This window comes from Pseudomonas sp. G3-39, assembly GCF_054790485.1.
The window spans coordinates 1,092,578-1,116,459 of record NZ_CP186497.1 but is presented as its reverse complement, the minus strand read 5'-3'; the positions used below and the strand labels follow the sequence as shown (position 1 = coordinate 1,116,459).

20 protein-coding genes are annotated in these 23,882 nt (G+C 61.2%); 10 read left to right on the top strand and 10 right to left on the bottom strand.

Features of this window, described 5'->3' with window-relative positions; translation table 11 throughout:
* Positions 1–19: 19 nt before the first annotated feature.
* The 7 genes from cheB to ACOYXG_RS04900 all read right to left on the bottom strand — a co-directional run bounded on the left by cheB (position 20) and on the right by ACOYXG_RS04900 (position 8,496).
* Positions 20–1,030 carry a chemotaxis response regulator protein-glutamate methylesterase gene (gene cheB, locus ACOYXG_RS04930; RefSeq protein ID WP_007964205.1) on the bottom strand — a complete coding sequence of 337 codons (1,011 nt, stop codon included), beginning with the start codon at positions 1,028–1,030 and terminating at the stop codon, positions 20–22.
* A complete protein-coding gene (locus tag ACOYXG_RS04925; RefSeq protein ID WP_460356243.1) occupies positions 1,027–3,318 on the bottom strand; it encodes a response regulator in 2,292 nt (763 codons plus the stop codon). The genes cheB and ACOYXG_RS04925 overlap by 4 nt, the downstream gene beginning before the upstream one ends.
* Positions 3,315–4,010: a chemotaxis protein CheW gene (locus ACOYXG_RS04920; RefSeq protein ID WP_460356240.1), complete on the bottom strand. Its 696-nt coding sequence runs from the start codon at positions 4,008–4,010 to the stop codon at positions 3,315–3,317. Before ACOYXG_RS04920 ends, ACOYXG_RS04925 begins: the two co-directional genes overlap by 4 nt.
* Positions 4,007–5,284, bottom strand: a complete 1,278-nt coding sequence (locus ACOYXG_RS04915; RefSeq protein ID WP_460356237.1) for a CheR family methyltransferase — start codon at positions 5,282–5,284, stop codon at positions 4,007–4,009. Before ACOYXG_RS04915 ends, ACOYXG_RS04920 begins: the two co-directional genes overlap by 4 nt.
* Positions 5,281–5,799: a chemotaxis protein CheW gene (locus ACOYXG_RS04910; RefSeq protein ID WP_027610993.1), complete on the bottom strand. Its 519-nt coding sequence runs from the start codon at positions 5,797–5,799 to the stop codon at positions 5,281–5,283. Before ACOYXG_RS04910 ends, ACOYXG_RS04915 begins: the two co-directional genes overlap by 4 nt.
* On the bottom strand, positions 5,799–7,421 hold the full coding sequence (locus ACOYXG_RS04905; protein ID WP_007964198.1) for a methyl-accepting chemotaxis protein: 1,623 nt from the start codon (positions 7,419–7,421) through the stop codon (positions 5,799–5,801). Before ACOYXG_RS04905 ends, ACOYXG_RS04910 begins: the two co-directional genes overlap by 1 nt.
* Before the next feature lie 352 nt (positions 7,422–7,773).
* Positions 7,774–8,496 carry a tellurite resistance TerB family protein gene (locus tag ACOYXG_RS04900; RefSeq protein ID WP_460356233.1) on the bottom strand — a complete coding sequence of 241 codons (723 nt, stop codon included), beginning with the start codon at positions 8,494–8,496 and terminating at the stop codon, positions 7,774–7,776.
* Between the two features lie 177 nt (positions 8,497–8,673).
* Between ACOYXG_RS04900 and ACOYXG_RS04895 the strand changes: the two genes are divergently transcribed.
* The 8 genes from ACOYXG_RS04895 (at position 8,674) to ACOYXG_RS04860 (ending at position 18,732) form a co-directional block, all read left to right on the top strand.
* Positions 8,674–9,588: a LysR family transcriptional regulator gene (locus ACOYXG_RS04895; protein ID WP_007967749.1), complete on the top strand. Its 915-nt coding sequence runs from the start codon at positions 8,674–8,676 to the stop codon at positions 9,586–9,588.
* Between the two features lie 130 nt (positions 9,589–9,718).
* Positions 9,719–11,176, top strand: coding sequence for a gamma-aminobutyraldehyde dehydrogenase (locus ACOYXG_RS04890; protein WP_460356230.1), 1,458 nt, complete (start codon positions 9,719–9,721; stop codon positions 11,174–11,176).
* An 86-nt stretch (positions 11,177–11,262) separates the two neighbouring features.
* The gene (gene ydcS, locus ACOYXG_RS04885; RefSeq protein WP_460356227.1) at positions 11,263–12,414 is read left to right on the top strand and encodes a putative ABC transporter substrate-binding protein YdcS; all 1,152 of its coding nucleotides are present in this window, start codon (positions 11,263–11,265) and stop codon (positions 12,412–12,414) included.
* A gap of 244 nt (positions 12,415–12,658) precedes the next feature.
* Positions 12,659–13,696, top strand: a complete 1,038-nt coding sequence (locus ACOYXG_RS04880) for an ABC transporter ATP-binding protein (RefSeq protein WP_098967401.1) — start codon at positions 12,659–12,661, stop codon at positions 13,694–13,696.
* Between the two features lies 1 nt (position 13,697).
* The gene (locus tag ACOYXG_RS04875; protein WP_135295034.1) at positions 13,698–14,633 is read left to right on the top strand and encodes an ABC transporter permease; all 936 of its coding nucleotides are present in this window, start codon (positions 13,698–13,700) and stop codon (positions 14,631–14,633) included.
* Entirely contained in the window at positions 14,623–15,432 is an 810-nt protein-coding gene (locus ACOYXG_RS04870; RefSeq protein WP_460356223.1) for an ABC transporter permease, read from the top strand. The genes ACOYXG_RS04875 and ACOYXG_RS04870 overlap by 11 nt, the downstream gene beginning before the upstream one ends.
* Before the next feature lie 167 nt (positions 15,433–15,599).
* Positions 15,600–17,024 carry a gamma-aminobutyraldehyde dehydrogenase gene (locus ACOYXG_RS04865; protein ID WP_460356220.1) on the top strand — a complete coding sequence of 475 codons (1,425 nt, stop codon included), beginning with the start codon at positions 15,600–15,602 and terminating at the stop codon, positions 17,022–17,024.
* A 223-nt stretch (positions 17,025–17,247) separates the two neighbouring features.
* Complete coding sequence (locus ACOYXG_RS04860; RefSeq protein WP_460356217.1) at positions 17,248–18,732, top strand: APC family permease; 1,485 nt, start codon at positions 17,248–17,250, stop codon at positions 18,730–18,732.
* 37 nt (positions 18,733–18,769) lie between these two features.
* Here the strand turns inward: ACOYXG_RS04860 and ACOYXG_RS04855 are convergent, their stop codons facing one another.
* Positions 18,770–19,396, bottom strand: a complete 627-nt coding sequence (locus ACOYXG_RS04855; protein ID WP_097086384.1) for an RloB family protein — start codon at positions 19,394–19,396, stop codon at positions 18,770–18,772.
* A gap of 2 nt (positions 19,397–19,398) precedes the next feature.
* A complete protein-coding gene (locus ACOYXG_RS04850; protein WP_285375380.1) occupies positions 19,399–20,652 on the bottom strand; it encodes an AAA family ATPase in 1,254 nt (417 codons plus the stop codon).
* Between the two features lie 439 nt (positions 20,653–21,091).
* On the opposite strand from ACOYXG_RS04850, the gene ACOYXG_RS04845 reads away from it, so the two are divergent.
* Positions 21,092–21,598, top strand: a complete 507-nt coding sequence (locus ACOYXG_RS04845; RefSeq protein ID WP_460356214.1) for a BRO-N domain-containing protein — start codon at positions 21,092–21,094, stop codon at positions 21,596–21,598.
* A gap of 49 nt (positions 21,599–21,647) precedes the next feature.
* Here ACOYXG_RS04845 and ACOYXG_RS04840 read toward each other — a convergent pair whose 3' ends face one another.
* Positions 21,648–21,833 (bottom strand): hypothetical protein, encoded by a 186-nt coding sequence (locus tag ACOYXG_RS04840; protein ID WP_003222012.1) that lies wholly within the window; start codon positions 21,831–21,833, stop codon positions 21,648–21,650.
* A gap of 392 nt (positions 21,834–22,225) precedes the next feature.
* Between ACOYXG_RS04840 and ACOYXG_RS04835 the strand changes: the two genes are divergently transcribed.
* Complete coding sequence (locus tag ACOYXG_RS04835) at positions 22,226–23,854, top strand: glucan biosynthesis protein D (RefSeq protein WP_096795215.1); 1,629 nt, start codon at positions 22,226–22,228, stop codon at positions 23,852–23,854.
* Positions 23,855–23,882: the final 28 nt, after the last annotated feature.

The following is a 23,882-nucleotide window of genomic DNA, read 5'->3' as shown; positions in this document are numbered from 1 at the left end:
GGATTGCGGAATAGCCTGTTCATTTGGGGAATACCTCCAGCAATCGTGGCGCTATCTTTTCCAGTGGACGGATTTCGACGGCCGCATCGATCGCCGCTGCTGCCTTGGGCATGCCGTACACCGCACTGCTTTGCTGATCCTGCGCGATGGTCAGATAACCCTGCTGGCGCATGAGCTTAAGCCCTTGCGCCCCGTCGCGTCCCATCCCGGTCAATAAAACCCCGATGGCATCACCGTTCCAATAGCTGGCGACACTTTCGAAAAACACGTCGATCGAAGGCCGGTAGATCTCGTTGACCGGCTCGGCGGTGTAGGCCAGCGTGCCGTTTTTCAATAAACGAATATGGTGGTTGGTGCCGGCCAGCAGCACCGCGCCGGCCTGCGGTGGCTCGCCCTCGCGGGCCAGGCGTACATCGAGGCCACTGGCGCTGGCCAGCCATTCGGCCATGCCCGCGGCAAACACCTGATCCACGTGCTGCACCAGCACGATGGCGGCCGAGAAATGGCGTGGCAGGCCCTTGAGCAGGACTTCCAGCGCGGCCGGTCCGCCGGCAGACGAGCCGATCGCCACCAGCCGCTTGCACGACGCCGAACTGCGGTGGGGCGTCGGCACCGGGCGCGAGCGCGGGGTTTTCTCGCCGATCAGCCAGCCGATGTTGAGGATCTTGCGCAGCAACGGCGCCGCCGCTTCCTGCGCGTTCCCCGCACCAATGGCCGGGGTATCGACCACGTCCAGCGCGCCGTGGCCCATGGCTTCGAAGACCCGGTGCACGTTCTGCTGACGGTCGACCGTGACGATAACGATCGCGCACGGGGTTTCGGCCATGATCCGTCGCGTGGCCTCGACGCCATCCATGACCGGCATGATCAGGTCCATCAGGATCAGATCCGGGGTGTTTTCGGCGCACAACCGCACCGCCTCGGCGCCGTTGTTGGCGACCCAGACCACCTGATGCGCCGGCTCGAAGGCCAGCGCACGGCGCAAAGCCTCCACCGCCAGGGGCATGTCGTTGACGATTGCGATTTTCATGCCCGCGCTCCTCCAATGAGCTCAACCACTGCATCAAGCAGGGCGTCGTCATGAAAACTGGCCTTGGCTAAATAATAGTCGGCGCCAGCGTCCAGTCCACGACGCCGGTCCTCTTCACGATCCTTGTACGAGACCACCATCACCGGCAGCGATTGCAGGCGGTTGTCGCGGCGCAACAGGGTGACCAGTTCGATGCCATCCATGCGCGGCATGTCGATGTCGGTGATCAGCAAATCGAAGTCCTCCGAACGCAGCGCGTTCCAGCCGTCCATGCCGTCCACCGCGACCGCCACGTCATAGCCGCGATTGAGCAGCAACTTGCGTTGCAACTCGCGCACGGTCAGCGAGTCATCGACCACCAGAATCCGTTTGCGCGCCACTTCGGCGGCCTGATTGCCATGGCGAGCAATACGCTCCAGACGCCCGGTGTTGAGCAGTTTGTCCACCGAGCGCAGCATGTCCTCGACATCGACGATCAGCACCACCGAACCGTCGTCGAGCAGCGCCCCGGCGGAAATATCCTGAACCTTGCCCAGTCGCTCATCCAGCGGCAGCACCACCAGCGTGCGCTCGCCGACAAACCGCTCGACCGCCACCCCGTAGATCGCGTCACGCTCGCGAATCACCACGACCTTGAGGGTTTCGCCGCTGCTCTGACTGGCCGGACGATTCAGCAACTGACTGGCCGCGACCAGCCCGACATGCCGACCTTCGTGCCAGAAATGCTGACGGCCCTCGATCTGCACGATGTCCTGTGGCTCCAGATCGCACATGCGTTCGATATGCGCCAGCGGAAACGCATAAGCCTCCTCGCCGACTTCGACCACCAGACTGCGCACCACCGACAGGGTCAGCGGCACTTCCAGATGAAAGCGGCTGCCCTCGCCCGCCGTCTGCTCCAGCACCACCGCGCCGCGCAGTTGCCGCACCATGTGCTGCACCGCGTCGAGGCCGACGCCACGCCCGGACACTTCGGTCACCGTGTCGCGCAGGCTGAAGCCCGGCAAGAACAGGAAGGTCAGCAGTTCTTCTTCGCTCAACTGCGCGGCAGTTTCTGCCGGTGACAATTGGCGTTCAACGATGCTGCGGCGGACCTTTTCCAGATCGACGCCATTGCCGTCATCGCTCAACTCCAGCACCAGCAAACCGGCCTGATGCGAGGCACGCAGGCGGATCAGGCCTTCTTCGGACTTACCCTTGAGCAAGCGTTGTTCCGGGGTTTCGATGCCGTGGTCAACGGCGTTGCGCAGCAAATGAGTCAGCGGCGCTTCGAGCTTTTCCAGCACGTCGCGATCGACCTGGGTCTTCTCGCCCTCGATCTCCAGCCGCACCTGTTTTCCGAGGCTGCGCCCCAGGTCTCGAACCATGCGCACCTGACCGGTGAGCACGTCGGCGAACGGGCGCATGCGGCAGGCCAGCGCAGTGTCGTAGAGCACCTGGGCGCGCTGGCTGGCTTGCCAGGCGAACTCGTCGAGCTCGGCGTTCTTTTCCGCGAGTAATTGCTGAGACTCGGCCAGCAAGCGCCGCGCATCTTCAAGGGCTTCCTGGGCCTCAAGGCTCAGCGCATGTTCCTTGAGATGTACGTTGAGGCTTTCCAGTGCCCGCAGGCCATTATTCTGCATGCGTTTGAGGCGCTGCATGGTCGCCAGATGCGGCTTGAGGCGCTGGGTTTCGACCAGCGATTTACTCGACAGGTCGAGCAGGCTGTTCAGGCGCTCGGCGGTGACCCGCAGCACCCGTTCGCCACCCTCGGTGGTGCGCTTGCTCTTGCGCGGGGCCGGGTCGGAGGTTTCCAGCGGTGTCTCGATCACTTGCGCCGGGGTTTCAATCGGTGCAGGCGCAGGCGGCGCCTGCATCTGCAACTCGGCCATCGGCGGTGGCGCCACTGTGGGCGCTGCCGAAGGGTCGAGCAGGAGTCCCATCAACGCCACATACGCTTCGATGTCCGGCGCTTGCGGAGCATTGGCCGGCGTGGCGATGCGCATCAACAGATCGGTGCCCTGCAACAACGCATCGATGTGCTCGGGACGCAGCAACAGCCGCCCCTCCTGCGCGCTGACCAGGCAATCTTCCATCACATGGGCGACGCTGACACCGCTGTCGATACCGACGATCCGCGCCGCGCCCTTGAGCGAGTGCGCCGCACGCATGCACGATTCCAGATAGTCGGCCTGAGTCGGGTTGCGCTCCAGCGCCAGCAGCCCGCTGCTGAGCACCTGGGTCTGGGCTTCGGCTTCAAGACTGAACAGCTCCAGCAGCGAGGCGTCGCGCATTTGCTCGGGGGTCATGTGAGGCTCCGGGTCACGGCGGACAGCAGCTGTTCTTCATCCAGCCAACGCAGGCTGCGCCCCCGGAAATGCAGGACACCACGGGTGTATTTGGCGCTGGCCGTGCTGTTGTGCTCACCGCCGGCACGCGACGCGGCGTCGAGAATTTTTTCATCGATGGCGTGGATGCCGTCGACCTCGTCCACCGGCACCACCACCGGTCCGCCGTGGGCGGCGATGATCAGCATGCGCGGCATGATCCGCGCGCCAGTGGCCGGTGCGGCGTTGCCATCAAGGTCGAGCAACTCGACCAGCGACAGGCACGCGACCAGCGCGCCGCGCACGTTCGCCACGCCGAGCAAGGCCCGCGAACGCTGGTGCGGCAACGAGTGAATCGCCTGCAGCGGCGCTACCTCCACCAGGCTGCGGGTGGCCAGCCCCAGCCATTCCTCGCCGAGGCGGAACATCAGCAGCGAACGGGTTTTCACATCGGTTTCGACCGCCACGGCGACCGGATCGCGTTCGTCCTGCTGCAATGCATAACGGTCCAGCAGGCGCGTGGCGGCGGCGGAATACACCGCGCAGTTGCGGCAATGAATATGCTCGGCCAGCAACGGGCACGACTTATCGCCATGAATACCGATACGGTTCCAGCAATCATCGATGGCCCGGGCGTCTTCGTGGGTGACGTTCAAAGTGTCGGACGGGATCATCGTTTACGCTCACTGTCGGCGGTGCGGCCGCTGCGGGCGGCGCGTTCCTGCAATCGTCTGGCACCGGCGCTGTCGCCCTGGGCCTGCAGCAAGGCGGCCAGGTGCATCAACGCTTCGGGGTGTTGCGGTTCAAGGTACAAGGCCTTGCGGTAATGACTCTGGGCTTCGAGCGCGGCACCGGCAACATCGCTGAGCAGACCGAGCCAATAGAACACCTGCGCCACCGGTTCGTGACTGCGCAGATACTGCTCGCATGCCGCGCGGGCCTCGGCGCTTTTGCCTTCGTTGGCCAGCGCGGCGATGTTGGCGAGCAAGGTCGCCGCGTCCGGGTTGGCGCTTTTGCTGCTGACGGGCAACGGTGCAACGCTGGCAAACGGCCGCGGACGCACCGGTGGCGATACTGGCGGCGGACTGCGCAGCGGTTGGCGCACGGGCAATGGCGTGGGGGTAGGCAATGACACCGGCTCCGGCAGCGGATCATTGTGCCGACTGAAGGCGAACGACTGCGGAATACCGATCGAACGCATGCCCAGGCGCCCGAGCAGACTGCCCTCGGCCGGGCCGATGAACAACACGCCATCAACGTGCGTCAGACGCTTGAGCACTTCGAAGACTTGCTTCTGCGTCGGCTGGTCAAAATAGATCAGCAGGTTGCGGCAGAACACAAAATCGAACGGCGGCTCACCCGCCAGCAGCGTCGGATCCAGCACATTGCCGGCCTGCAGGCGCACCTGCTCGCGCACCGCTTCGTTGACCCGATGCCCCTCCGGCTCGGCGGTGAAATGACGCTCGCGAAAATCCAGATCCTGCCCCCGAAACGAGTTCTTGCCGTACAACGCCCGTCGCGCCTTGTCCACCGACAGCGGGCTGACGTCCATGCCGTCGACCTTGAACTGATGCGGCTTGAGCCCGGCATCGAGCAAGGCCATGGCAATCGAATAGGGTTCCTCGCCGGTCGAGCACGGCAGGCTGAGGATGCGCAGCGCACGCATGTTGTTCAATTCGTCCAGACGCTTGCGCGCCAGTTTGCCGAGGGTGGCGAAGGATTCCGGATAACGGAAAAACCACGTTTCGGGGACGATCACCGCTTCGATCAACGCCTGCTGTTCGTCCCGCGAACCTTGCAGCAGTTGCCAGTATTCATCGCTGTGCGCCGCTTGCGAGAGCGTGGTGCGTTGGCGCACCGCGCGCTCGATGATCGCCGGCCCCACCGAGGTGACATCCAGGCCGATGCGTTCCTTGAGGAAATCGAAAAAACGCTGGTCGCTGCTCATGACTGCGCCCCAAGCGGCGCCGGAAACAGCAGGCTGCGCACCGCGTCATCCAGCAGGTCGTTGACCCGTACCCATTGCACCAGCCCTTGGGCGTCTTCGCGCACCGGGCCGAGGTACGGTGCCTGACGATTGTCCAGGCCATACGGCTGAAAATCCTCGGGATTGCAGCGCAGGGTGTCGGTCGCCTGCTCAAGGATCAGCCCGAGCCAGCGCGACGGCTGCTGTTCATCCGGACGGTAATGCACCAGCACCAGCCGCGTACTGGTGCGCGCCTCGGCGGGATGGCCGAAAGTCAGCGCGCTGAGGTCGATGGCCGGTACCACCGCACCGCGATAGGCGAACACCCCGGCGACCCAGTTCGGCGCTTGGGCAATCGGCTTCAACGGCAGGCGCGGCAACACTTCCGCCACCTCGGTGGCGCGCAAGGCGTAACGCTCGCTGCCGATGCGAAACAGCAGGAACAACGCCTGCTTCGCCACCGGCGCAGCGCTGCGTTTGGCGGTGACTTCGCTCATCAGACTTTGAATCGCGAAACGCCGCTGCGCAGCCCGACGGCCACCTGGCTCAGTTCGTCGATGGCGAAACTGGCCTGACGCAGCGACTCGACGGTCTGGCTGCTGGCGTCGCCCAACTGCACCAGCGCATGGTTGATCTGTTCGGCACCGGTGGCCTGGGCCTGCATGCCTTCGTTGACCATCAACACCCGCGGCGCCAGCGCCTGCACCTGATGGATGATCTGCGACAGTTGCTCGCCGACCTGCTGCACTTCGGCCATGCCCCGGCGCACTTCTTCGGAGAACTTGTCCATGCCCATCACGCCAGCAGACACCGCCGACTGGATCTCGCGGACCATCTGCTCAATGTCGTAAGTGGCGACGGCGGTCTGATCCGCCAGACGCCGTACTTCGGTGGCGACCACGGCAAAACCACGCCCGTACTCGCCGGCCTTCTCGGCCTCGATGGCAGCGTTGAGCGACAGCAGGTTGGTCTGATCGGCGACCTTGACGATGGTCACCACCACCTGATTGATGTTGCCGGCCTTCTCGTTGAGGATCGCCAGTTTGGCATTGACCAGATCGGCTGCGCCCATCACCGAGTGCATGGTGTCTTCCATGCGCGCCAGGCCTTGCTGGCCGGAACCGGCGAGTACCGAGGCCTGATCGGCGGCGGTGGACACTTCGGTCATGGTGCGCACCAGATCCCGCGAGGTGGCGGCGATTTCACGTGAGGTCGCGCCGATTTCGGTGGTGGTGGCCGCGGTTTCGGTGGCGGTGGCCTGTTGCTGCTTGGAGGTGGCGGCGATTTCGGTCACCGAAGTGGTCACCTGCACCGAGGAGCGCTGGGCCTGGGACACCAGCGAAGTCAGCTCGGTCATCATGTCGTTGAAGCCGGTTTCCACCGCGCCGAACTCGTCCTTGCGATCCAGATTCAGCCGGCTGCTCAAGTCTCCGGTACGCATGATTTCGAGGATTTTCACGATGCGGTTCATCGGCGCCATGATCGCGCGCATCAGCAGCAGACCGCAGGCACCGGCCGCGAGCACGGCCACCAGCAGCGAGACGAACATGCTGACCTTGGCCGCCGCCACGGCTTCGTCGATGTTGGCCATGGCCTGATCAGCGACCCGTTTGTTTTCGCCGATGATGTCGTTGAGTTTCATGCGGCCGGTGTACCAGGCCGGGGTCAGCTTCTCGGTGAACAGCTTGACCGCTTCGGCTTCCAGATTGCGCTTGTGCAGATCGAGTACCTGATCCTGAATCTGCATGTAGGTGTCGTGATCCTTCTCGAACGCGGCGAACTCGACCCGGTCTTCGTCGGTGGTGACGGTGTTGCGGTAGTTGGCCATCTGCTCTTGCAGGCGCGTCTCGAACGCCTTGTAGTCCGCCGCATCTTCGCTGCTGATGCCCTGCCCTTCCTTGAGGCCGAGCAGTTCCTGGGTCTGCAGATAGCTGTCGACCCAGGCACCGCGAATCATCGAGCTGTAATAAACGCCGGGAACCGCGTCGTCACGCACGCTGCTTTCACTGGCCTCGATCTTCAGCAAGCGTGAATACGAGACGACGACCATCAGCAACATGATGGCGATAATCACCGCAAAGCTCGCCAAAATGCGTTGGCGCAACGTCCAGTTCTTCACAGTGATTCCTCGTGCCTAAGTCGAAATGCGGGGAGTATAGCCGAGGGCGGTGTTTCATTTATAAGACGCTTTTTAACCCTCGGGCCGGCCCGACTTGGTTCGCGGGAAGGCTCTGGGGTGGGACTGTCCGACAATCCGGGGCTGGCGTGCCAGTGATGGAATGGCAAAAAGGGGCGCTGGATCGGTCATTGCTGTGGATGCGCGGCTGAAAACGCAATCGTGAGCAGGCTTCGGCGTCTGGCCCAAAACCTTGTAGGAGCTGCGGCACGCTGCGATCTTTTGCTGTTGGCTTAAAAAATCAAAAGATCGCAGCGTACCGCAGCTCCTACATGAATACCGTGCTCAGGCAGTTCTATTGCGATGCCAGGCGCACCTGCTTCTCCAGCTCCACCTTCAACCCCGGCTCCAGTTTCAGTTGCTTGGCCAACTCCTCCAGATACGCCTTTTCCATAAAGCTCTCCTCATCCACCAGCATCACACTGGCGATGTACATCTCTGCGGCCATTTCCGGCGTACTCGCAGCGCGGGCGACATCGGCTGGATCGAGGGGTTTGTTGAGTTCGGCGTGCAGCCAGTGTTGCAGTTCCTGATCGTTGTCGAGTTTGGTGAATTCACCTTCGATCAACTGGCGCTCGCGGTCATCGATGTGGCCGTCAGCCTTGGCGGCGGCGACCAGCGCCTTGAGAATGGCTTGACTGTGTTGTTCGGCTTGGGCGGGGGGCAGGCGATCCAGGGTCTGCGGTTCGGTTTGTGGGGCGGTGCCTTTCTGGGCGTTCCAGTTGCCGTAGGCCTTGTAAGCCAGCACCCCGAGCGCGGCGAGACCACCGTATACCGCGACTTTACCGCCGACCTTACGGGCCTTTTTGCTGCCGAGCAGCAGGCCCATGGCCCCGGCCGCCAGAGCACCACCGCCCGCCCCCGAGAGCAAGCCGCCCAGCGCACCGGAGCCTGAAGACCCACCAAGCAAACCGCCCAGCCCGCCAGCCGACGGTGTGTTCCGCGCCCCGCCGGCCTTGTTCTGCAACAGATCCTGGCCGGATTTGAGTAGTTGATCGAGCAATCCACGGGTGTTCATGTTCCGCCTCCAAAACAGGGGTTATCCGGATCTATCAGGCCCTCAGCCTAGTTCGAAAGTGCCCCGGCCCGACCTGCGAGTGTGCTTCCAGATGTTGCTTCGCCTGCAACAGCCCTTCGTGAAAACAGATATACACTCAGGCCAATCGATAAAAACCGCCCACCGGGTACCCTTCTCATGATGACCCTGCGCCAGATCCGTCACTTCATCGCGGTGGCCGAGACCGGCTCGATTTCCGCCGCCGCGCAAACCGCGTTCATTTCCCAATCGACCCTGACCCTGGCGATTCAGCAACTGGAAGAGGAAATCGGCGTCAGCCTGTTCAGCCGTCACGCCAAGGGCATGACCCTGACGCATCAGGGCCATCAATTCCTGCGGCAGGCGCACCTGATTCTGGCGACTGTGGACAACGCCAAACGCAGCCTGCAACAGAGTACCGATCAGGTCGCCGGTCAGTTGATTGTCGGCGTGACCAGCCTGGTAGCCGGTTATTACCTCGCCGATTTGCTGACCCGGTTCCAGCGCGCCTATCCCAACGTCGAGATCCGGGTGATGGAGGACGAGCGGCCATACATCGAGCATTTGCTGGTCAGCGGCGAAATCGATGTTGGCGTGCTGATCCTCTCCAACCTCGAAGACCGCCACGCCCTGCAGACCGAAGTGCTGACCCACTCGCCGCACCGTCTGTGGCTGCCGGCCCAACATCCGCTGCTGGAACACGACAGCATCAACCTCGCCGACGTCGCTCGCGAGCCGCTGATTCAACTGAACGTCGACGAGATGGATCGCAATGCCCAGCGCTTGTGGCGCGGTGCCGGGCTGCAACCGAAGATCACTCTCAGAACCGCATCCACCGAGGCGGTGCGAAGTCTGGTGGCGGCGGGTTTGGGTGTGTCGATCCAGCCGGACATGACTTATCGCCCATGGTCACTGGAGGGCGACATCATCGAAGCGCGGCCGATTGCCGACCTCAACCAGACCCTCGATGTCGGTCTGGCCTGGCGCCGCGGTACTGCACGTCCCGCTCTGGTCGACCCGTTTTTGACTGTGGCCCGCGAACAACCGCACGGCGGACGCAAGCCATCTATTTAATCGAATGCCACCTTCAGTATTTAGAATTTGTCGACCTCGGAGCCGCGCACTAGTCTTGCTGCATCTATAAGACGGTCGGCTCCCGGGCACGGGAGCCACAATGACCACACAAGAAAAGAGATCGCGGAAAATGGCTGGCGTGCAGACCCCGATGTGTACCGCGTTGTTGATCGACGGCGAACTGGTCGCCGGGCAGGGTTTTGTCGAACCGATCCTCAACCCGGCCAGCGGTGAAATCCTCACCCACATCGCCGAGGCCAGCACCGAGCAGGTCGAAACCGCGATTCTCGCCGCCCACCGCGCCTTTGCCGAATGGTCGCGCACCACGCCGCAACAACGTTCCAGTCTGCTGCTGGACATCGCCAACGCCGTCGAAAAACACGCCGATTACCTCGCCCGCCTCGAAGCGCTGAACTGCGGCAAGCCGCTGCACCTGGCGCGGCAGGACGATCTGACCGCCACCGTCGACGTGTTCCGCTTCTTCGCTGGTGCCGTGCGCTGCCAGACCGGTCAGCTCAGTGGCGAGTACCTGCCGGGTTACACCAGCATGGTGCGTCGCGATCCGATTGGCGTGGTGGCGTCGATTGCGCCGTGGAACTACCCGATCATGATGGCCGCGTGGAAAATCGCCCCGGCCCTCGCCGCCGGCAATACGCTGGTGTTCAAGCCGTCGGAACACACACCGCTGTCGATCCTCGCACTGGCGCCAGCACTCGCCGAGATCCTGCCGCGCGGGGTGATCAACATCATCTGCGGCGGCGGTGAAGGCGTCGGCAGCCATCTGGTCGGGCACGCCAAGGTGCGCATGGTCTCGCTGACCGGCGATATCGTCACCGGGCAGAAGATCCTTCAGGCGGCAGCAAAAACCCTCAAGCGCACACATCTGGAACTCGGCGGCAAAGCCCCGGTGATCGTCTGCAACGATGCCGACATTCAAGCGGTGGTCGACGGCGTGCGCACCTACGGTTACTACAACGCCGGGCAGGACTGCACCGCCGCGTGCCGGATCTACGCGCAAACAGGCATTCACGACAAATTGGTCGCCGAGCTCGGCGCAGCGGTCAGCAGCCTGCGCTTCGCCGGCAAGCGCGATGCCGACAACGAGATCGGCCCGCTGATCAGCACCCGCCAGCGCGACCGCGTCGCCAGTTTTGTCGAACGCGCCCTCGGCCAGCCGCACATCGAGCGGGTGACCGGCGCGGCGGTGCATTCCGGTGCCGGATTCTTCTACCAGCCGACGCTGCTGGCCGGTTGCAAACAGAGCGATGAAATCGTCCAGCGCGAAGTGTTCGGCCCGGTGGTCACCGTGACCCGCTTCGACGAACTCGCGCAAGCCGTGGACTGGGCCAACGACTCCGAATACGGCCTCGCCTCGTCGGTGTGGACGCAGAATCTGGACAAGGCAATGCAGGTCGCCGCCCGCTTGCAGTACGGCTGCACGTGGATCAACAGCCATTTCATGCTGGTCAGCGAAATGCCCCACGGCGGGCTGAAACGTTCCGGATACGGCAAAGACTTATCCAGTGATTCGCTGCAGGATTACAGCGTGGTGCGGCACATCATGGCCCGCCACGGCCAGCATCTCTGACTACGCTAATAACAAGCCGCAAAAACGGCATGGCTTCACCGCGTTCACAACTGCCCCGACCATAATTTAAAGAAGAGGGTTCAACCATGTTCGTGCACAAGACCGCACTGCTCAGTGCAATCACCACAGCCTTACTGGCCAGCGCCAGCCTGCAAGCTGCCGAGCCGCTGAAGGCTGTCGGCGCCGGCGAAGGTCAGCTGGATATTGTCGCCTGGCCGGGTTACATCGAACGTGGCGAGAGCGACAAGGCCTACGACTGGGTGAGCGGTTTCGAGAAGGAAACCGGCTGCAAGGTCAATGTGAAGACTGCCGCCACCTCCGACGAGATGGTCAGCCTGATGGCCAAGGGTGGTTACGATCTGGTCACCGCTTCGGGCGATGCCTCGCTGCGGTTGATCGTCGGCAAGCGCGTACAACCGATCAACACCGCGTTGATCCCGAACTGGAACACCCTCGACCCACGGCTGAAAGATGCGCCGTGGTATGTGGTCAACAACCAGACCTACGGCACCCCGTATCAGTGGGGTCCGAACGTGCTGATGTACAACACCAACGTGTTCAAGACGCCGCCGACCAGCTGGAACGTCCTGTTCGACGCGCAGAATTTCCCCGACGGCAAACCGAACAAGGGTCGCGTGCAGGCCTATGACGGCCCGATCTACATCGCCGACGCGGCGCTGTACCTGAAGACCGCCAAACCTGAGCTGGGGATCAAGGATCCGTATCAACTCACCGAAGCGCAGTACAAGGCCGTGCTCGATCTGCTGCGCGCGCAGCAGCCATTGATTCACCGCTACTGGCACGACACCACGGTACAAATGAGCGACTTCAAGAACGAAGGCGTGGTGGCGTCGAGCGCCTGGCCGTATCAGGTCAACGGCCTGATCAACGAGAAGCAGCCGATCGCGTCGACCATCCCGAAAGAAGGCGCTACCGGTTGGGCCGACACCACCATGCTGCACGCCGAAGCCAAGCATCCGAACTGCGCGTACAAGTGGATGGACTGGTCGTTGCAGCCGAAAGTCCAGGGTGACGTGGCGGCGTGGTTTGGTTCGCTGCCAGCCGTGCCCGCGGCGTGCAAAGAGAGCGAACTGCTCGGCGCCGAGGGTTGCAAGACCAATGGCTTCGACCAGTTCGACAAGATCGCCTTCTGGAAAACCCCGCAAGCCGAGGGCGGCAAGTTCGTGCCTTATAGCCGCTGGACTCAGGACTACATTGCGATCATGGGCGGCAGGTAAGCCCGAGAGCAACTTGGTCTAACTCCCTCTCCCCCCTGGGGGAGAGGGCTGGGGTGAGGGGGTGGCTTTTGACTTTGCTCTTGATTGAAGGGCGACGGCCAATGAGGCCACCCTCCCCCCCCGCCCTCTCCCGGAGGGAGAGGGAGCTAAAAGCGGATCGCATTCACCGTTAGATGTTTCAGTTTTTTCAGAAGTCCAGGCGAGGACCGCTGCGACGGCCCACGCCTTTTTGGAGCACCGCACCATGACGCTTGCAGTCCAGTTCACCAACGTTTCCCGGCAGTTCGGCGAGGTGAAGGCCGTTGACCGGGTTTCCATCGACATCCAGGACGGCGAGTTCTTTTCCATGCTCGGCCCTTCCGGCTCGGGCAAGACCACCTGCCTGCGCCTGATCGCCGGATTCGAACAACCGAGCGCCGGCTCGATCCGCATTCACGGCGCCGAAGCCGCCGGTCTGCCGCCGTATCAACGTGATGTGAATACCGTCTTCCAGGATTACGCACTGTTCCCGCACATGAACGTGCTGGACAACGTCGCCTATGGATTGAAGGTCAAAGGCGTGAGCAAAACCGAGCGCCACAAGCGCGCCGAAGAGGCGTTGGCCATGGTCGCCCTCGGCGGTTATGGCGCACGCAAACCGGTGCAGTTGTCCGGCGGTCAGCGCCAGCGTGTCGCCCTCGCCCGCGCCTTGGTCAATCGTCCACGCGTGCTGTTGCTTGATGAACCGTTGGGCGCACTCGACCTGAAACTGCGCGAGCAGATGCAGAGTGAACTGAAGAAGCTGCAACGCCAGCTCGGCATCACTTTCATCTTCGTCACTCACGACCAGACCGAGGCGCTGTCGATGTCCGATCGCGTCGCTGTATTCAACAAGGGCCGCATCGAACAGGTCGACACCCCGCGCAATCTGTACATGAAACCCACCACCACGTTCGTCGCCGAATTCGTCGGCACCTCGAACGTGATTCGCGGCGATCTGGCCCGCCAGCTCAGCGGCCATCCGCAGCCGTTTTCGATTCGCCCCGAACACGTGCGTTTCGCCGAAGGGCCGCTCGCCAGCCATGAAATCGAAGTCAGCGGTCTGCTCCACGACATCCAGTATCAGGGCAGCGCCACGCGCTATGAACTGACGCTGGAAAACGGCCAGACCCTGAGCATCAGCCACGCCAACAATCAGTGGATCGACAGCAGCGCACAACACCAGACCGGCCAGCGCCTGAGCGCACGCTGGGCGCGGGAAGCGATGATTCCACTGCACGACACCGTGGCGAGCGGGGTCTGACATGAGCACGCTCGCAATGACCCAAGCACCGCCCTTGCGCCGGTTTTCCAACCTGCTCTATCGCAAGCCGAATCTGTATCTGTCGCTGCTGCTGGTGCCGCCGTTGCTGTGGTTCGGCGCGATCTACCTCGGCTCGTTGCTGGTGCTGTTGTGGCAGGGGTTCTACACCTTTGACGACTTCACCATGGCGGTCACTCCTGACCTGACCCTGGCGAATTTTGCCGCGCTGTTTCAGCCGTCGAACTTCGACATCATCCTGCGCACGCTGAGCATGGCCATCGTCGTGTCGATCGCCAGCGCCATCGTCGCGTTCCCGATTGCCTATTACATGGCGCGCTACACCACGGGCAAGACCAAGGCGTTTTTCTACATCGCGGTGATGATGCCGATGTGGGCCAGTTACATCGTCAAGGCCTACGCCTGGACGTTGCTGCTGGCCAAGGGCGGTGTCGCGCAGTGGTTCGTGCAACATTTGGGACTGGAGCCGGTGTTGCAGTTCATCCTCGGCATTCCCGGAGTGGGCGGCAGCACCCTGTCGACCTCGCACTTGGGGCGCTTCATGGTGTTCGTCTACATCTGGCTGCCGTTCATGATCCTGCCGATTCAGGCTTCGCTGGAACGTCTGCCGCCGTCACTGCTGCAGGCCTCCGCCGACCTCGGCGCCAGGCCGCGCCAGACCTTCATGCAGGTGATTTTGCCGTTGTCGATTCCGGGGATTGCTGCCGGCTCGATCTTCACGTTTTCGCTGACCCTGGGCGATTTCATCGTGCCGCAACTGGTGGGCCCGCCGGGCTACTTCGTCGGCAGCATGGTCTACGCGCAGCAAGGTGCGATCGGCAACATGCCGATGGCCGCAGCGTTCACGTTGGTGCCGATTGTGTTGATCGCGGTTTACCTGTCCATCGTCAAACGACTGGGGGCCTTCGATGCACTCTGAGCGCGCTTCACTGGGCCTGCGCATTGCCGCCTGGGGCGGGTTGGTGTTTCTGCACTTCCCGATCCTGATCATCTTTCTTTACGCCTTCAACACCGAGGAAGCGGCGTTCAGCTTTCCGCCGAAGGGCTTCACCCTGCACTGGTTCAGCGTGGCGTTTTCGCGGCCGGATGTGCTGGAGGCGATCAAGCTTTCGCTGCAGATTGCCGCCATCGCCACCTTGATCGCGATGGTGCTCGGTACGCTGGCTTCGGCAGCGTTGTACCGCCGCGATTTCTTCGGCAAGCAGGGCATTTCGCTGATGCTGATTTTGCCGATCGCGCTGCCGGGGATCATCACCGGGATCGCGCTGCTGGCGACGTTCAAGACACTGGGGATCGAGCCGGGGATGTTCACCATCATCGTTGGTCACGCGACCTTCTGCGTGGTGATCGTCTACAACAACGTCATCGCCCGTCTGCGGCGTACTTCGCAAAGTTTGATCGAAGCCTCGATGGATCTGGGTGCCGATGGTTGGCAGACCTTTCGCTACATCATCCTGCCGAACCTCGGCTCGGCGTTGCTGGCCGGCGGCATGCTCGCGTTTGCGCTGTCGTTCGACGAAATCATCGTCACCACGTTCACCGCCGGGCATGAGCGCACGTTGCCGTTGTGGCTGCTCAACCAGCTCAGCCGCCCACGGGATGTGCCGGTGACCAATGTCGTCGCCATGCTGGTGATGATGGTGACCATGCTGCCGATTCTCGGCGCGTATTACCTGACCCGGGGTGGCGAGAGTGTCGCGGGCAGTGGTGGGAAATAACCGAATAACTGAAGAAACCGGATCGAAATGTGGGAGCGGGCTTGCTCGCGAAGAGGCAATCAAATTCAGCATTGATGTCGGCTGACACACCGCTTTCGCGAGCAGGCTCGCTCCCACAGGGTTATCGATTCGGCCAGAACAATAAAAGTGTTAGTGAGGACAACAACATGCAAACCAGACTCTTGATCAACGGCCACCTGGTCAACGGCGAAGGCCCGGCCCAACCGGTGCTCAACCCGGCGCTCGGCAGCGTACTGGTGGAGATCAACGAAGCCTCCGAGGCCCAGGTCGATGCCGCCGTGCGCGCCGCCGACAACGCCTTCGCCGAGTGGTCGCAAACCACGCCGAAAGACCGTTCGCTGCTGCTGCTCAAACTCGCCGACGCCATCGAAGCCCACGGCGAGGAACTGGCCAAACTCGAATCCGACAACTGCGGTAAACCCTACAGCGCCGCACTGAACGACGAGATCCCGGCGATTGCCGACGTGTTCCGCTTCTTCGCTGGCGCCAGCCGTTGCATGAGCGGTTCGGCCGGTGGCGAATACCTTGCCGGCCATACTTCGATGATCCGCCGCGATCCGGTGGGCGTGATCGCGTCCATCGCGCCGTGGAACTACCCGTTGATGATGGTCGCCTGGAAAATCGCCCCGGCCCTCGCTGCCGGTAATACCGTAGTGCTCAAGCCGTCGGAACAAACTCCGCTGACCGCGTTGCGTCTGGCCGAACTGGCGTCGGAAATCTTCCCGGCCGGTGTACTCAATCTGGTATTCGGTCGCGGTCCTACCGTCGGCAGCCCGTTGGTCACGCATCCTAAAGTGCGCATGGTCTCGCTGACTGGCTCCATCGCCACTGGCTCGAACATCATTTCCAGCACCGCCGACAGCGTCAAACGCATGCACATGGAACTGGGTGGCAAGGCGCCGGTGATCATCTTCGACGACGCCGACATCGATGCCGCCGTCGAAGGCATCCGCACCTTCGGTTTCTATAACGCCGGGCAGGACTGCACCGCCGCGTGCCGGATCTATGCGCAGCAAGGCATTTACGACAAGTTTGTCGAGAAGCTCGGCGCGGCGGTGAGCAGCATCAAATACGGCTTGCAGGATGATCCGTCGACCGAGCTGGGGCCGCTGATCACCGCGCAGCATCGCGACCGCGTCGCCGCGTTCGTCGAACGCGCCGTGGCGCAGTCGCACATTCGCTTGATCACCGGCGGCAAGGCTGTGGAAGGCAACGGTTTCTTCTTCGAACCGACGGTGCTGGCCGACGCGCAACAGGATGACGAGATCGTCCGCCGCGAAGTATTCGGGCCGGTGGTGTCAGCAACCAAGTTCACCGATGAAGCGCAGGCGCTGGAGTGGGCCAACGACTCCGACTACGGCCTGGCGTCCTCGGTGTGGACGGCGGATGTAGGCCGCGCACATCGGATGTCCGCACGTTTGCAGTACGGCTGCACCTGGGTCAACACGCACTTCATGCTCGTCAGCGAAATGCCCCATGGCGGTCAGAAATTGTCCGGCTACGGCAAGGACATGTCCATGTACGGGCTGGAGGACTACACCACGGTTCGGCATGTGATGTTCAAGCACTAAGGTCAAAAGCTTCGCGAGCAGGCTCGCTCCCACATTAATTGAAATGCGTTCCACCTGTGGGAGCGAGCCTGCTCGCGAAGGCGTCACCCCGGTTTCAGGAAGGAAACCGGCATTACGCACCACCAGGATTCCAAAACAATAACTACCGACCCGGGCGGCGCCCACAAAGCCTCGCCACGGCTTCGGCCATCCGAAATCTGCCGATTTCACGGAGCAAACACCCATGAGTGCCTCACCCGAACTCTCGGCCGCCGTTGCCGACAGCGATGCCGAACAACTGCGCAAACTCGGCTACACCTCCAACTTCAACCGCAGCATGAGCCTGTGGGAAAACTTCGCTTTAGGGTTCACCTATCTGTCACCGGTCGTGGGGGTTTATACCCTGTTCGGCCTGTGCCTCGCGGCCGGCGGGCCACCGATGTTCTGGGCTTACTTGCTGGTCGGTTGCGGCCAGTTGCTGGTGTGCCTGATCTTCGGCGAAGTGGTCTCGCAGTTCCCGATTTCCGGCGGCGTTTATCCATGGGCGCGACGTCTGGTCGGCAAAAAATGGGCGTGGATGGTCGGCTGGATCTACTCCATCGCCCTGTGCGTGACCATCGCGGCGGTGGCCGTCGGTGCCGGCCCGTATCTGGCGGCGATGCTCGGGTTTGAGCCGAGCAACAACACCAACATCATCATCGCGCTGGTGCTGACCCTGTTCGCCACGCTGGTCAATCTGAGCGGCACCAAAGTGCTGGCGCGCATCGCCATGTTCGGCTTCCTCTGCGAACTGGTCGGCGCGGTGATCGTCGGCGTGTACCTGCTGATCTTCGAACGTCACCAACCGCTGAGCGTGCTGTTCAACACCTTCGACATCAGCGTTGATGGCTCATACCTGCCGGCGTTCCTCACCGCTTCGCTGGCGGGAATGTTCCTCTACTACGGTTTCGAGGCCTGCGGCGACGTTGCCGAAGAAACCCCGAACCCCAGCGCAAAAATCCCGGTGGCCATGCGCATGACCATCTACATCGGCGGCATCGCGGCGATGTTCGCCTGCCTGGCGTTGATCCTCGCCGTGCCGGACATGCAAGCGGTGATCAACGGCACCGACAAGGACCCGGTCACCACCATCCTCAACAACGCCTTCGGCCCGATCGGCTCGAAAGTAGTGATGGGCGTGGTGATGATTTCCTTCATCTCCTGCGTCATCAGCCTGCAGGCTGCGGCGAGTCGTCTGCTGTACTCCTACGCTCGCGACGAAATGGTCATCGGCAGCCGACTGCTGAAAAAGATTTCTCCTACAACCCAAGTACCGGTTGCCGCGCTGTTCGTGTCCGGCGTCCTGCCCGCCCTGATCATCGCCCTCGGCTTCTTCCTGCAAGACGCCGTGGCCACCATCGTCAGCTTCGCCGCCATCGGCATCTACCTCGCATTCCAGATGATCGTACTGGCTGCTTTGTATGCGCGGATGAAAGGCTGGAAACCCAACGGCAAATTCACCCTCGGCGCCTGGGGCTGGCCAGTGAACATCGGCGCGCTGGTGTATGGCGTTGGCGCAATCATCAACATGGCCTGGCCACGTACGCCGGATGCGGCGTGGTACGTGAACTATGCGATGGTGTTGAGTACTGCGATCGTGATTGGTTTGGGGCTGGTTTATATGTGGATTGGCAAGCCGTATGACCATGGGAAGGCGCCGGCTGGGGATGCGTGGAAGGTGAGTCGCTAAATATCAGCAACCTGCCCGCAGGGAGGCGGGCAGGGTGCTAGATCAGTTGCGGCCTGGATAAGGTCTCGAACTCATCCATCAGCAAATGGATTTCCGTACTGGGATTGGGCTCACCACTGACGGCGACGTCCTCAAGCACTTTCGGCGCAAGCGTTCTCGCCCGCTGGAACGGCTCACCCAGCAACTGAGTGAAATAACTGATGTCCCTACCCTTCTCATAGCCCGCCATGTCGGGTTTCGTCCTCAAGCACTTGCTCACCAGGTCACCTGGGGAGTTTTTCCCCACGGCCCGGAATGGCTTGCGACTGAAACCAAAGTGCAAAAGAAGCCAGAACTCGAAACACGGATACGATGCGATAACGTAGATTTTTGGATGCGATCTGGCTGTATTCAACGCGCGCTCGAAACACAGATGTGTATCGCGATCCACCACACAAAATACCTTGTCAAAGCGTTTCTGCCGCATCACCGCCCGCTCCACGATACCGCTCGGGTGTGTCACGCCGCAATGGACGATCTCAACCTGAGCCCGGGCCCGAAAGTGAAACGCGGCCTCCTCCAGATAACGCTTTCCCGACTTACTGTCCTCGCAGAGCACCAGCACTTTGGGCTGTGGTTTGAAGCGTGACGCTTTTCGATCAAACGACTTGCTCGAACTCACCATGGTCAGCCCTGCCTGATCAGTGGCAGCCCGCGATAGCGTCCCTCGAAATAGCGCTTCTCGACGTCCTCGCTTTCCCGGCCTTCAAAGTCGTGAACGGAAAACAGACTTGTCGCGCCATATGCATCACGCTCCGAAATCCAGAACTGATCACGCCGCAGAATCTTTTCATTCATCAAGTGCGTGTCGTGAGTGGTGAAAATCAACTGAGTATTCAGTCCGCTGTCCAGATGTTTGCCAATCAGGACCCCGACGATTTCAGGATGCAGACTGCTGTTCAACTCATCAACACAGAGAACGCCGCTGCCGCCAGCCTGATTCATCATGAACCACGGCAACCAGAAGCCGATCAGGTTCTTGGTGCCGCACGATTCTTCGGCAAAATCGAATTCAGCCTCGCCTGAGATACTGGCATGCGTCAGGGTCAATTTGTCTCCCTGCGCAGCGGCAATAAACTCTTTCAGCGTCATCTTTCGATTGTCTGGAAGCGCAGTGGAATGTTCCGAACTGAGCTGGATCGCCGATACCGGAATATCCAGAGCGCAGAGAAAATCACGTAGATCGCTGGTATGACTTTCAACCATCTGCAGAAAACGAATCGACGCCGTAGAGAGGCCCTGCATATTGCTCTGCTCGACTACCAGCAAACCTCTTTGAAACCAGCAAAATGGTGCGCGCAACTGCGTCAGCTCTTCGCTGCTGTGGGTAACGGCCTGTGCAATAAACAGCATCCTGGGACTGGTCAAACGCCGCCACGCACAATGCACGTTCTTACCGCCTTCAAGGGCTTTCCCAAAGGTGTAATGCTCACCGAGGGAATCAACTTGACGGTTATACAGCAAGGTTTCCTTTCCTTTTGGATAACAGAGCAATTGTTCATGGACAATGCGCTGCGCTGTCAACGCGAGCACAAATCGATAACGCAACCCGCTTTGAACAAAGTCGTATTCAAAAACGCTGGGCGCTTCTCTTAGCATCTCGTCAAAGCGAAAGGATGCAACCGGTAGTACGTCGCCATGGATGCCTGCGGGTGTCGCCAGCAATCTGCCGACGATGCCCATTGCGCGAATGAGCGACGATTTGCCAGAAGCGTTGGGTCCGTAAATGGCGGCGACCTTGAGCAGGTCCGGGAGCTTTTCAGTGCTCGTGCCGGCGCTGAAGACGTTTCGCGCCTTGCTCAGCCGAGGGCTCGCGACCATGGACAGCGTTTGCCTGTCCCGGAACGAGCGGTAATTGGAAACGGAAAATTCGATCAGCATGGATAAAACCTGCAGTTCGTTGCATGAATCTCCATAAATAAATGAAAAAACGCGCCTCAGACGCAGCCTGGCTGCAAGCAATGCAAAAACAGGCATTTCCTACAGACACAGCCTCCCCCAAAAAGCCCAATTTCCTACGCTGCGCGTCCACAGAGTAGACTTGTCGCCGCAAGCGCCTGACCGATAGGCTTTATCCCGTCGCTGCCAAATCAGCGACCCGGGGTCGAAGCCGGAAACTGTCAACGCGGTGCTTGCATGCCCTCCATTGAACTGTGGCAGTCGTAGCTTCAGTTTTGCTTTATGGCGGGCCGTGTGGCGCGGGCCTTCTGGCTTTTCCGTGTTTGACTGGAAGTATCCCGACTTCGAACGCCATACGGTTCGCCACCCAACTTGTCGAAGAGTTGATGGCGACTTTCCTACTCAAATCGGAAGTCACTACATGTCTGCACAAATCCAAAACTCATCGTCGACCCACTTCACCCCCACCGTCTTCACCCGCCACAACCGCTTCCTCCACGCCTTCATGCAAGACCACGAAGCCTGGTTCTGCGTTCAGGATCTCGGTCGCCTGATGGGCTATCCGCTGAACGAGCGCCTTACCCTGAAACTCGATCCCGATCAGCGTCGCAACGTCCTCATGCGTAAGGACGGCGAAATCGTCGATTGCGCGATAGTCAGCGAGTCCGGCCTATACGCCCTGCTTGTCCACCACTTCGTCCCGGAAAACCGCAACCTGCGCCAATGGCTAAGTCATGAAGTGATCCCGATGCTGCGCGAAGCCCAATCAAGCCCTGTGGAAAACCACCCGAGCTTGAGCTCAATGCATTGGGCAGGCGTTACCGTACCGCTGCTGCACTGGCAACAGCAGGCGTGGGTCAAATGGCGGGATGTGCCGGAGTTGATGCGCGGCCAGCGGCCGTATCCAGTCCTGGGAACGTGTAGCTGATCCAGATAAAAAGGGGCGGACCTTTCAGTCCGCCCCTTTTTATTTCCACTCAAAACCGCGAAACACTGCGCATCGCATCCACCAGATACCTCATCGCTATCCGGTCACTCTCCGACAACTCGCGATAACGCTCCACCAGCTTCAGCTCTTCAGAACTCAAACGACGCCTTCTGCGGCCGCTGCCGAGGCAGGGGAAGATGCCGAGCATTTCGGCGATACCTTGTATTTTTGCCATGGACGATGTCCTTCAATACTTCAAAGAATTGCTAAACCACCACATCGCCCTGCCCCTTACAGCAGCGCCGTGTGCCCTACCGGTCAACACCGGTCATGCCCATAGAATAGAAATTAAATCGGCGCTGAAAAGCGGTTTTTAGAGTAATTAGTCGAAAAAAGCAGATATGCCGCATAAATCAGAACGCCCTGTCAGATTTTTAACCGACATGTCTTGTTTCATTGACACTCTGTCACTGTGAATCAACGAATTTTGCTCGGCGAGCGAACCGTTTAAGCTAGCGGGCATCTGTTTATAGTCCGTTGCGTTTGGCCGAAGGCTTGTCCGAACCGTAATTTCTGATCCAGCACGTGCCAGGAACGGCGCGGGATTGCTCACGACAGGTTGTATTTATGCACCGCAGGAATTTGCTCAAAGCGTCGATGGCCATTGCGGCTTACACCGGTCTCTCGGCTTCCGGCCTGCTGGCCGCCCGTGCCTGGGCCGCCAATGGTGGCGCCGCCGATGGCGAGGCCCAGGCTTTCGACTTCGAAGCGCTCAAGCGCCAGGCCAAGCAACTGGCCGGCTCGGCCTATCAGGACAGCAAACAGGTGCTGCCGCCGACTTTGGCGACCATGACCCCGCAGAACTTCAACGCGATCCGCTACGACGGCGATCATTCGTTGTGGAAAGAAAACAAGGGTCAGCTGGACGTGCAGTTCTTCCACGTCGGCATGGGTTTCCGTCAGCCGGTGCGCATGTACAGCGTCGATCCGAAGACCCGCACCGCGCGCGAGGTGCATTTCCGCCCGACGCTGTTCAACTACGAAAACACCTCGGTCGATACCCAGCAGCTCAAGGGTGACCTGGGCTTTGCCGGTTTCAAGCTGTTCAAGGCGCCGGAGCTGGATCGCCATGACGTGGTGTCGTTCCTCGGCGCCAGTTATTTCCGCGCGGTGGATGCGACTGGCCAATATGGCCTCTCGGCCCGTGGTCTGGCCGTCGACACCTATGCGAAAAAGCGCGAAGAATTCCCTGACTTCACCAAGTTCTGGTTCGAGACTCCAGAGCAGAACGCCACCCGTTTTGTGGTCTATGCGCTGCTCGACTCGCCGAGCGCCACCGGTGCCTACCGCTTCGACATCGATTGCCAGGCCGAGCGCGTGGTGATGGAGATCGACGCCCACATCAACGCGCGTACCGCCATCGAACAACTGGGCATCGCGCCAATGACCAGCATGTTCAGCTGCGGCACCCACGAACGCCGCATGTGCGACACCATCCACCCGCAGATTCACGACTCCGATCGCCTGGCGATGTGGCGCGGCAACGGCGAGTGGATCTGTCGCCCGCTGAACAACCCGGCGACCCTGCAATTCAACGCGTTCGCCGATACCGATCCGAAAGGCTTCGGCCTGGTGCAGACCGACCACGAGTTCGCCAACTATCAGGACACCGTTGACTGGTACAGCAAGCGCCCGAGCCTGTGGGTCGAACCGACCACCGCGTGGGGCGAAGGCTCGATCGATCTGCTGGAAATTCCTACCACCGGCGAAACCCTCGACAACATCGTCGCGTTCTGGACCCCGAAGAAGCCAGTGGCCGCCGGCGACTCGCTGAACTATGGCTACAAGCTCTACTGGAGCGCCCTGCCACCGGTCGGCACGCCGCTGGCGCGGGTGCATGCGACCCGGTCGGGTATGGGTGGTTTCGTCGAAGGCTGGGCACCAGGCGAGCATTACCCGCCGGTCTGGGCCCGTCGTTTTGCCGTGGACTTCACCGGTGGTGGCCTGGATCGCCTGCCGCAGGGCACCGGGATCGAACCGGTGGTCACCTGCTCCAACGGCAAGGTGCAGGACTTCAGCGTGCTGGTGCTCGATGACATCAAGGGTTACCGGGTCCTGTTCGACTGGTACCCGACCAGCGACAGCGTCGACCCGGTGGAACTGCGCCTGTTCATCCGCACCAATGACCGCACATTAAGCGAGACCTGGCTGTACCAGTACTTCCCGCCGGCACCGGACAAGCGCAAGTATCCTTGATGATTTGAGGCGCCTGTAAGGGACTCTT

Excerpts from the sequence above, each read along its gene's own strand:
- cheB (WP_007964205.1), bottom strand. The coding sequence starts at position 1,030 with ATGAAAATCGCAATCGTCAACGACATGCCCCTGGCGGTGGAGGCTTTG.
- ACOYXG_RS04925 (WP_460356243.1), bottom strand. The coding sequence starts at position 3,318 with ATGACCCCCGAGCAAATGCGCGACGCCTCGCTGCTGGAGCTGTTCAGT.
- ACOYXG_RS04920 (WP_460356240.1), bottom strand. The coding sequence starts at position 4,010 with ATGATCCCGTCCGACACTTTGAACGTCACCCACGAAGACGCCCGGGCC.
- ACOYXG_RS04915 (WP_460356237.1), bottom strand. The coding sequence starts at position 5,284 with ATGAGCAGCGACCAGCGTTTTTTCGATTTCCTCAAGGAACGCATCGGC.
- ACOYXG_RS04910 (WP_027610993.1), bottom strand. The coding sequence starts at position 5,799 with ATGAGCGAAGTCACCGCCAAACGCAGCGCTGCGCCGGTGGCGAAGCAG.
- ACOYXG_RS04900 (WP_460356233.1), bottom strand. The coding sequence starts at position 8,496 with ATGAACACCCGTGGATTGCTCGATCAACTACTCAAATCCGGCCAGGAT.
- ACOYXG_RS04895 (WP_007967749.1), top strand. The coding sequence starts at position 8,674 with ATGATGACCCTGCGCCAGATCCGTCACTTCATCGCGGTGGCCGAGACC.
- ACOYXG_RS04890 (WP_460356230.1), top strand. The coding sequence starts at position 9,719 with ATGGCTGGCGTGCAGACCCCGATGTGTACCGCGTTGTTGATCGACGGC.
- ydcS (WP_460356227.1), top strand. The coding sequence starts at position 11,263 with ATGTTCGTGCACAAGACCGCACTGCTCAGTGCAATCACCACAGCCTTA.
- ACOYXG_RS04880 (WP_098967401.1), top strand. The coding sequence starts at position 12,659 with ATGACGCTTGCAGTCCAGTTCACCAACGTTTCCCGGCAGTTCGGCGAG.
- ACOYXG_RS04875 (WP_135295034.1), top strand. The coding sequence starts at position 13,698 with ATGAGCACGCTCGCAATGACCCAAGCACCGCCCTTGCGCCGGTTTTCC.
- ACOYXG_RS04870 (WP_460356223.1), top strand. The coding sequence starts at position 14,623 with ATGCACTCTGAGCGCGCTTCACTGGGCCTGCGCATTGCCGCCTGGGGC.
- ACOYXG_RS04865 (WP_460356220.1), top strand. The coding sequence starts at position 15,600 with ATGCAAACCAGACTCTTGATCAACGGCCACCTGGTCAACGGCGAAGGC.
- ACOYXG_RS04860 (WP_460356217.1), top strand. The coding sequence starts at position 17,248 with ATGAGTGCCTCACCCGAACTCTCGGCCGCCGTTGCCGACAGCGATGCC.
- ACOYXG_RS04855 (WP_097086384.1), bottom strand. The coding sequence starts at position 19,396 with ATGGTGAGTTCGAGCAAGTCGTTTGATCGAAAAGCGTCACGCTTCAAA.
- ACOYXG_RS04850 (WP_285375380.1), bottom strand. The coding sequence starts at position 20,652 with ATGCTGATCGAATTTTCCGTTTCCAATTACCGCTCGTTCCGGGACAGG.
- ACOYXG_RS04845 (WP_460356214.1), top strand. The coding sequence starts at position 21,092 with ATGTCTGCACAAATCCAAAACTCATCGTCGACCCACTTCACCCCCACC.
- ACOYXG_RS04840 (WP_003222012.1), bottom strand. The coding sequence starts at position 21,833 with ATGGCAAAAATACAAGGTATCGCCGAAATGCTCGGCATCTTCCCCTGC.
- ACOYXG_RS04835 (WP_096795215.1), top strand. The coding sequence starts at position 22,226 with ATGCACCGCAGGAATTTGCTCAAAGCGTCGATGGCCATTGCGGCTTAC.